6 protein-coding genes are annotated in these 9,328 nt (G+C 61.9%); 5 read left to right on the forward strand and 1 reads right to left on the reverse strand.

All coding sequences use genetic code 11. The features are described 5' to 3' along the window. The first annotated feature begins 91 nt into the window (after positions 1–91). Genes WCA85_RS20725 through WCA85_RS20745 form a run of 5 tightly spaced genes read left to right on the forward strand, consistent with a single transcriptional unit; the run spans position 92 to position 8,257 of the window. Positions 92–3,316, forward strand: coding sequence for an efflux RND transporter permease subunit (locus WCA85_RS20725; RefSeq protein WP_424066752.1), 3,225 nt, complete (start codon positions 92–94; stop codon positions 3,314–3,316). A 1-nt stretch (position 3,317) separates the two neighbouring features. Next, on the forward strand, positions 3,318–4,790 hold the full coding sequence (locus tag WCA85_RS20730) for an efflux transporter outer membrane subunit (protein WP_424066753.1): 1,473 nt from the start codon (positions 3,318–3,320) through the stop codon (positions 4,788–4,790). Next, on the forward strand, positions 4,787–6,076 hold the full coding sequence (locus WCA85_RS20735; RefSeq protein WP_424066754.1) for a paraquat-inducible protein A: 1,290 nt from the start codon (positions 4,787–4,789) through the stop codon (positions 6,074–6,076). The genes WCA85_RS20730 and WCA85_RS20735 overlap by 4 nt, the downstream gene beginning before the upstream one ends. After that, on the forward strand, positions 6,051–7,670 hold the full coding sequence (locus tag WCA85_RS20740) for an intermembrane transport protein PqiB (RefSeq protein WP_424066755.1): 1,620 nt from the start codon (positions 6,051–6,053) through the stop codon (positions 7,668–7,670). Before WCA85_RS20735 ends, WCA85_RS20740 begins: the two co-directional genes overlap by 26 nt. Further along, entirely contained in the window at positions 7,667–8,257 is a 591-nt protein-coding gene (locus WCA85_RS20745; protein WP_424066756.1) for a PqiC family protein, read from the forward strand. The genes WCA85_RS20740 and WCA85_RS20745 overlap by 4 nt, the downstream gene beginning before the upstream one ends. Before the next feature lie 93 nt (positions 8,258–8,350). Here WCA85_RS20745 and WCA85_RS20750 read toward each other — a convergent pair whose 3' ends face one another. Beyond that, complete coding sequence (locus tag WCA85_RS20750; protein WP_424066757.1) at positions 8,351–9,274, reverse strand: DUF2950 domain-containing protein; 924 nt, start codon at positions 9,272–9,274, stop codon at positions 8,351–8,353. Positions 9,275–9,328: the final 54 nt, after the last annotated feature.

The following is a 9,328-nucleotide window of genomic DNA, read 5'->3' on the forward strand; positions in this document are numbered from 1 at the left end:
GCAACCGGCAGGCGCTCCGGCAAGCGCGCCCGGAACAGCCGCACTGGAGCCGGCCTCCGGCGCCAGCGCGTCCCAGTGAAGGACGGCAACGATGAGTATCTCTCACTACTGCATCGACCGGCCGATCTTCGCATCCGTGATCTCGATCGTCATCACGCTGGGCGGCGCATTGACGATGCTCGCGCTGCCCGTCGCCCAGTATCCGGACATCACCCCGCCGCAGATTACGATCTCGGCCACTTATCCGGGGGCGAGTGCGGACGTGGTCGCGAACAACGTGGCCGCGCCAATCGAGCAGCAGGTGAACGGCGCGGACAATATGATTTACATGAACTCATCGAGTTCATCGACCGGCAATCTGACGATCAACGCGTTCTTCGAAATTGGCACCAATCCGCAACTCGCACAGGTCGACGTACAGAACCGCGTGAACCTGGCGCTGCCGCAACTGCCGCAGTCGGTTCAGGCGCAGGGCGTGCAGGTGCAAAAGAAGTCGTCGGCGTTCATGATGGTTATCGCGATCTACTCGCCGGACCAGCGTTTCGACAGCACTTACATCGCCAATTACGCGAACATTTACGTGCTCGATGCGCTCAAGCGGATTCCAGGCGCCAACCAGTCAAGCATCTTCGGTAATCCTGATTATGCGATGCGCGTCTGGCTCAAGCCCGACCGCATGGCACAACTCGGCATCACGGCGAACGACGTCCAGAATGCCGTCCAGAACCAGAACCAGCAGTTTGCTGTCGGGCGTATCGGACAGTCGCCAACCGGCACCCCCGTCGAACAGTCATTTGCGGTAACGACTACGGGCCGTCTTTCCGAACCGGCGGAGTTCGAAAACATTATCTTGCGGGCCGCCAGCGAAGGCTCGGCCATCGTGCGGCTCAAGGACGTGGGCCGGGCCGAACTGGGGCAGAAGGATTACTCGATCCGCAGCCGTTTTCAGGGCAAGCCCGCCACGATCATCGCGGTCTACCAGCAACCGGGTGCCAACGCGCTCGACGTGTCGAAGCAGGTACGCGCGACCCTCGCGGAACTCAAGCAGTCGTTTCCGGAGGGAATCCAGTACGAGATTGCGATGGACACCACGGAGTTCACGCGGGCGTCCATCTCCGATGTAATCCATACGTTTTTCGAAGCACTGGTGCTCGTGGTGATCGTCGTGTTCGTTTTCCTGCAAAGCCTTCGGGCGACGCTGATCCCCGTGCTGGCGGTGCCCATTTCGATTGTCGGAACCTGCATGGGTATGGCGTTGCTGGGGTTTTCCATCAACATGTTGACGCTCTTCGGTATGGTGCTCGCCATTGGCATCGTGGTTGACGATGCAATTGTGGTGATCGAGAACGTCGAACGCAACATGACCGTTCACAAGCTCAATCCAAAGGACGCGGCCAAGCTGGCGATGGACGAGGTGGCGGGCCCGGTCATCGCGATCGTGCTCGTGCTGTGTGCGGTGTTCGTGCCGGTGGCGTTCGTCAGCGGTATTACCGGCCAGTTGTACAAGCAGTTCGCGATCACGATAGCGATCTCGGTGGTGATCTCGGGGCTCGTGGCATTGACGTTGTCACCGGCGCTCGCCGCGTTGCTGCTCAAGAGCACGCATAAGGAGAAGCGAGGCTTTTTTCGATGGTTTGACAACGCGTTCGCGAAGATGACGGCGGGCTATTCACGCGCAATCCAGGTCATCATCAAGCGCTTCGTGCTGGCTCTGCTGATCTTTGCGGGGATGATCGCGCTGACCGTCGTGATGTTGAAGTCCGTTCCGAGTGCATTCCTTCCGCCGGAGGATCAGGGCTACCTGCTCGGCGCGATCCAGATGCCGGATGCCGCGAGCCTGGATCGCACGGGGGCGGTCTCCGACCAGGTCACCGACTACTTTATGAAACAGGCAGCCGTCGGCAGCATCACGACGGTCGACGGGTACAGCCTGCTCGACGTGCAGAACAAGAATAACGCCAGTACCTTCTTTGTCGGTCTGAAGGGCTTCGACGAACGCTACACCAGTGCGAATCGCGCGACGCAGAATGCCAGGACCGTGCTGACGGATGCCTACAAATCCTTGTCGAAGATCACGGCCGGGGTTGTGATTCCGGTCAATCCGCCATCCATCCCCGGGCTCGGCACGACGGGGGGCACTGAGGTGTGGATCCAGAGTAAGGGCGACTCAACGATCGACCAGCTCGCCGGCGTTGTCCAGCAGTTCATCGAGAGGGCGAGGAAGCGCCCTGAGCTCTCTCGCGTCACGACGACCTTCAATGCGTCGTCGCAGCAGTTGCTTGTCGAGGTTGATCGGGAACGCTCGCAGACGCTTGGCGTGCCGATCGAGGATGTCTACAGCGCGATGCAGACGATGTTTGGGTCCCTCTACGTATCGCAGTTCAACCGTTCGAGCCGGTTGTGGCAGGTGATTCTGCAGGCCGATCCTGTCTACCGTCTTAAGCCACAGGACCTGGACCAGATTTTCGTGCGCAGCAAGTCCGGTTCGATGGTCCCGCTCAGAGCGGTCGCGACCTATCGGTACGTCACCGGCCCAGATCTGCTCACGCGTTTCAACAACTTCCCGGCGGTCCTCGTGACAGCGAATGCCGCGCCGGGCTACAGTTCGGGCCAGGTGATCAGCGCGCTGGAAGAGGTTGCCACTGAGATGCCGCCTGGCTACAGCGTCGCCTGGAGCGGCGAGGCCTACGAAGCGCGTAAATCCGGTGGGACCTCCGGCGCGGTGTTCATATTCGGGCTCGTGATGGTGTTTCTGATCCTCGCCGGCCAGTATGAGAAGTGGTCGTTGCCGGTGGGCGTATTGATGGCGGTGCCGTTCGCGCTGTTCGGCGCGCTCCTCGCCATCATGATGCGGGGGCTCGAGAATGACATCTACTTCCAGATCGGCCTCACCATGCTGGTCGCGCTCGCCGCGAAAAACGCGATTCTGATTTTCGAGTTTGCCGTCATCAACCGTGAGGCGGGCGCGTCGGTGCTGGAGGCGACTGTGCGCGCGTCCGAAGAGCGGCTGCGTCCGATTGTGATGACGTCGCTGGCCTTCATTCTCGGCTGCGTGCCGCTTGCCATTGCGGTTGGCGCATCGGCGAACAGCCGGCACTCGATCGGCACGGGTGTGATCGGCGGGATGCTCGGCGCGACCGTCATCGCGGTGTTCTTCATCCCGATGTTCTATTACCTGCTCGAGTCGATGTCGTCACGCAAGAGCGGGCCGAAGGAGAAGCCGGGGCCAGACGCCGGCCCGGGGGGCGCGGCACCTCCAGCGAGCGGTCCGGGCGCGCCGAAGGCCACGCCGTCCGCGCAGCATGAGGGCGACTGACATGCGTGCAACGGCCTTCGCGCGTCTCGTCGCAGCGCTCCTGTTGCTGACGCTGAATGGCTGTCTGCTCGGACCGGATTACACGCGGCCTAACGTAGACGTGCCGGCCACGTTCCGCTTCAGCATCCAGGAGACGACCGACACCGCCAACACTGCCTGGTGGGAACAATTCGAGGATCCCGTGCTCAACGACCTGATTGCCGCTGCGCTTGCGGATAACCTTGACGTCAAGGTTGCCGCCGCACGCGTCGAAGAGTTCCGCGGGCAGTTCGTGACGACCCGTTCCGGACTGTTTCCGCAGGTGGGGGCGAACTTCGATGCGTCACGTCAGCGCGCGTCGCAGGATGGGTCGGTGCCGCTGCCGGCCGGTGTCGGCGCAGTCTACAACCAGTTCGACGCCAGCGTCTCGGCTTCGTGGGAAATCGACCTGTTCGGCAAGACCCGCCGCGAAACCGAGGCGGCGCGCGCGAACCTGTTCGCCAGCGAAGAGGGCCGTCGCGGGACCATCCTTGCGCTGGTGGCTTCGGTCGCTTCGTCCTACATCAATCTGCGCAGCCTTGACCGGCAGTTGGACATCGCGAAAACCACTGTCGAGAGTCGGGCCGATTCGGTCAATGTGTTCACGCTGCGCTTCAAGTACGGCGAAATATCGCAGATGGAACTGGCCCAGAGCCAGTCCGAATATCAGGCCGCATTGGCCACCGTTCCGCAGCTTGAACAGCAGATCGCGGTGCAGGAAGACGCGCTTGCCGTGCTGCTTGGGCGCAATCCTGAGCCCATCCTGCGTGGCCACGAACTGGATGCGCTGGCTGCGCCTACGATTCCCGCCGGTTTGCCATCCGATCTTCTCGTGCGCCGTCCGGACCTGCTGCAGGCCGAGCAGAATCTGGTCGCGCAAAACGCATTAATCGGCGCAGCGCGCGCGCTGTATTTCCCGTCAATTTCGTTGACGGGGCTGTTCGGGTCGCTCAGCACGGAATTTTCGAACCTGTTCACCGGGCCGGCACGCGTGTGGTCATTCGCCGGTTCGGTGTCGTTGCCGATCTTCACCGCCGGCAACATCGCAGGCCAGGTCCATCAGGCGGAGGCGCGCCAGCAGGAAGCGCTGTTTGCCTACCAGAAGGCGATCCAGGTCGCGTTTCAGGAAGTCGCGGATGCGCTCATCACCTTGCAGAAATCACGCGAGCAACTGGTCGTGCAGGGTAATCAGGTAGCCGCGCTGGCTACCTACTCGCACCTTGCGCGGCTGCGCTACGAAGGCGGTTACACGAGCTACATTGAGGTGCTCGACGCCGAGCGGAGTCTGTTCGACGCGCAGTTGAGCTATGCGCAGACGCAAGGCGCCGAGCTGACCTCGTTCGTCAACCTGTACAAGGCGATGGGCGGCGGCTGGGTCATCAAGGCAGAAGAGATGACGCAGCCGCGTGCTCCCGAGCCGGCCGCGAGTGGGCCGGCTCAGGAGACCCTTCAATGACGCGCGCTGGCCTTGTTGCATGCCATGAATGCGACCTGCTGCAGCGCGATGCCCATGTTCCCGAGGGCGGCGTGTTGCGTTGCCGGCGTTGTCACGGGGAGCTTTACCGGAATCGCGCGAATTCGCTCGATCGTGCGTTCGCGCTTTCGCTGGGGGCAATCGTGCTGCTCGTGATCGCCAACGCGTACCCGATTGTCGGGCTGTCGGTGAGTGGCACGCTGGTCGAGACGACCCTGATAGGGGCAGTATTCGTGCTGTACCACGACGGGATGTGGCCGATCGCAGCGCTCGTATTCGTCACCACGGCCCTCATTCCTTTTTTCCAGGTCGCGTCGATGCTGTGGATGCTCGTGCCGTTGCGGGTGAACCGCGTCCCCTGGGGGGCGGCATCCCTGTTTCGGCTGGCGCGCCTCGCCCAGCCGTGGGGTATGACCGAGGTGCTGATCATTGGCCTGCTGGTCGCCCTCGTCAAGCTTTCGCACATCGCCAGCGTTGTGGTTGGTGTCGGATTATGGTCGTTCGGTGCGCTGATGCTGGTGCTCGCCGCGGCGGACGCCGCGTTCGATTCACGCGCGCTGTGGGCGCGCATCAGTGCGCTGCGGCATCCTGATGGCCAGCCACACGATGAGCGTCCTGTGCTGCATGGCTGGCTGAGCGCGTCGGAGTGTGGGCTGCTTCAGTGTCATCACTGCAGCTTGCTGGCGAAGGCACCAGCTCACGCGCATGCACTGTCCTGTCCCCGCTGCGGCGCTCCGATGCATATGCGCAAGCCTGATAGCCTGGCGCGCACCTGGGCGTTTTTGCTCGCCGCGATGGTGCTCTACATCCCGGCCAACGTTTTGCCGGTGATGTACACCAGTTCGTTGTTCGGCGCCGAGAGGGACACGATCATGAGCGGGGTCGTTTACCTGTGGACGTCCGGTTCGTGGCTGCTCGCGCTCGTGGTGTTCATCGCAAGTGTCGCGGTGCCGATGCTAAAGATTATTGCCATCGCTTTCCTGTCGATCTCGATCCAGCTTCATTCGCGCTGGAACCCCGAACGGCGTACGCGCATTTACCGTATGGTCGAACTGGTCGGGCGCTGGTCAATGCTCGATATCTACGTCATTACGATGCTGGTCGCTCTGGTCCAGTTCAAGGCGCTGGCCACCATCCAGGCGGGTGCGGCCGCGGTTGCGTTCGGCGCTGTCGTCGTGCTGACCATGTTCGCTGCCATGTCGTTTGATCCGCGCCTGATCTGGGACGCGGCGAGGCAAGACCATGCCAGAAGCTGGAAACACGCCTGATCTGCCGGATCTCCCTGAAGCCGTCGCCGCGCCGCGCGCGCGTTGGCGGCTTCAGGTGGTATGGCTAGTGCCGATCATCGCCGTGCTGATCGGCGGGTGGCTCGCCGTCAAGGCGGTGTTCGAACAGGGGCCGCAAATCACCATAACCTTCAATACGGGAGATGGGCTGGAGGCAGGCAAGACGAAGATCAAGTTCAGGGAAGTCGATATCGGGGTGATCAAGGAAGTGAACCTTTCGCGGGATCACAAGCACGTCATTGCAACTGCGGAGGTCGTCAAGGATGCGTCGGATCTGCTCGTCGAAGACACGCGTTTCTGGGTCGTGCGTCCGCGCATCTCTGGCGGCACGGTGTCGGGCCTCGGGACGCTGCTGTCTGGCTCGTTTGTGGGCATGGACGCCGGGGCCTCGGTCAAGACGCGGCAGGTATTCACCGGCCTCGAGGTGCCGCCCGTTATTGCCAACGACGTACCCGGCCGGGAGTTCGTGCTGACAAGTCAGGACATGGGCTCGCTGGACGCCGGCACGCCGATCTTTTATCGCCGGCTGCAGGTAGGTCAGATCACGTCCTTCAGTCTCAATCCGGACGGCAGGAGCGTGACGTTGCACGTCTTTATTAATGCGCCCTACGACAGGTTCGTCAGACCCGATACGCGCTTCTGGCATGCGAGCGGAGTCGACGTGGCGCTCGATTCCAACGGCATACGGCTCAATACGCAGTCGCTCGTGTCGATCATCATCGGTGGTGTCGCATTCGATACGCCGGAGCACTCGCTCGACCAGCCGCAAGCGGCGGCCCAGACTTCCTTCACGTTGTTCTCGAACTTAAGTGAGGCCATGAAACGCCATGACCGCCTCGTCACCCGGTTCGTTGTGGAATTCAACGAATCGGTACGCGGGTTGACGGTCGGCGCGCCGCTCGATTTTCGCGGCATTACCATTGGCGAGGTGAGCGGCATCTATACCCGATTCGACCGCGAGAGCAGGAAGCTGAGTATCGTGGTTGAGGTAGCCTTCTATCCCGAGCGCTTTACGAACCGATACGAAAGCGGCCCGACCGGCGGCACGGTCGTCCAGAACACGCACGAATTTGCGGATTATCTGGTCGCGAGAGGCTTGCGTCTGCAGTTGAGGACCGGCAACCTGTTAACCGGTCAGCGTTATCTTGCCGTCGACTTTTTCCCAGACGCGCCAAAGGCGAAAATAGACTGGAGCAAGGATCCACCTCAATATCCGACCGTCCCAAACACGCTGCAATCGCTTCAGGATTCCATGTCGCGGCTGATGACGAAACTGAACACGATCCCGTTCGAAGCGATCGGCAAGAACACGCAACTGACCCTGCAAAACGCCAACGCGCTGCTGACCCACCTCGACACGGACATCGTTCCTGAGACGAAGGACACCCTGACCGCGGCGCATGGCGTGATGAACTCCGCCAACAGCGCCTTGCAGCCGGACTCCGCATTGCAGCAGAACGTCGCCGATGCGATGAGCCAGCTGGCGCAGACGTCCGCCGCCGTCCGCACGCTAGCGGACTACCTCGAACGCCATCCTGAGGCACTGATACGCGGCAAGCCGGAGAATAAACCGTGACACGCACCCTTTGGGTCGTCCCCGTCGTGCTCTCTGTCGTGTTGCTCGACGCTTGCGGCAGTTCGCCGACGGCGAGTTTCTACACGCTGAACCCCGACGCGGCACTCGTGCCGATGGTGCCGACGAAGCCGGTCCATGTCGTGGTCAGTCCGGTCACCATCCCCGGCCTGGTCGATCGGCCTCAATTCGTGACACGTGTGGGCAACAACCAGGTGGCGCTCGACGAATTCGCCCGCTGGGGTGAGCCACTCAAGGGGAATATCGCACGTGCGATTGCCGGCGATCTGGCCACGTTGCTGGGATCGGATCGCGTATCGGTATTCGATACGGGCCAGGATGCAGCCGATACCTGGCGCGTGCGCGTCGACGTGATGCGTTTCGACGCCGTGCCCGGTGAGGCGGTGACGATTGAAGCGCTGTGGTCGGTGGTTCCGCCTGGAAAATCGATACCCGTCGTCGGGAAATCGCTTGTCCGCCAGCAGATGGACGGGCACGGCAACGACGCACTGGTGTCCGCGGGTGATCGCGCGCTTGGCGCGGTGAGCCGCGAGATAGCCGCGGCCATTCAGGCAGGCGTGGCTCAATAGCGGGACAGACGGTGCAGCGTCTATGACATCGTTCTGATGTCGTTCAGGCGCGCATCGACGGATTGCCGCGCCAACGCTATACCCCGAGATCAATCAAGGCTGCGGTTGAACCTGCGCCCAGCCCGGCCCCGGATCGAACGACGACATGGCCTTCGCTTTGGCCGCACTATCGGGACCCAGGTCGCGCTCATAGACTTGACCGGCGTGACTCACCATGAAGCTTTTGATTCCAGTGTCCCCGTACCTCGCCGGCCACGCAATGACGGCAAAACCGCCAAATAACTTGCCATGCACGAGATAGTCGTAAGCGCCGCCTGGCGCGTGCGGGCCCTGCGACGTGAGCAGCTTGTAGTGATAGCCGTGATAGCCGGCTTCCGAAGTGTGAAGCGAGCTCGCCTGGATGAACGCGGGCCCGAGCGGACTGGGTGGCGCATCCGGTTGCGTTGGCCAGTACAAGCCGTCCTGTTTTCCCGGCGAACTCGACAGCTTCGACGCATATGAAAACAGGCCGTCGCCGTCATGGTCGCTGAACGCGTATTCACGCTGCGCGTCGTAAATTGCGAGCATGGTTTGTATGACAGCGAGTTCGTTCCTGCCGATACGGCGCAGGCGCATTTCCTCGGCGCCCGCACGCATGTCGAAATGCCATCCTTGGGAGGACTTTACGAGCGGAATCGGGAAGATCCAGTTATCGTTACCGACCGCGATACGTGCATGGTAGTCGTCGATCTGTTCGATTTCGTGCGCCTTGCTCCATTCATCGAGAAATCGGCCGCGTATTTCGGCGCCGACGGGCGGAATCAGTTCGCGAAAGTCATGGCCGAAGATGGTTTGCAGCGTGGCTTCTTCGTTGTTGGCGACGGCCTCGCCAAATGCGTTCATGGCGGCCTTGGGCGTACTGAAGTCCTTTTCCGCGTGAGCTGCGGACAGCATGCCTAGACACAACGCGCAGGCAACGGTGACGCGGCGTAGAGCGCCTGTCATTGGACCCGGACGAAATCGTGACGGTGATGTCATGGTTTGCTCTCCCTAGCGTCTTCCGCCGCCGCCGCCGCCGCCGCCGCGGCCGCC

The sequence above is a fragment of the Paraburkholderia sp. genome (assembly GCF_049581445.1).
Lineage (GTDB): Bacteria > Pseudomonadota > Gammaproteobacteria > Burkholderiales > Burkholderiaceae > Paraburkholderia.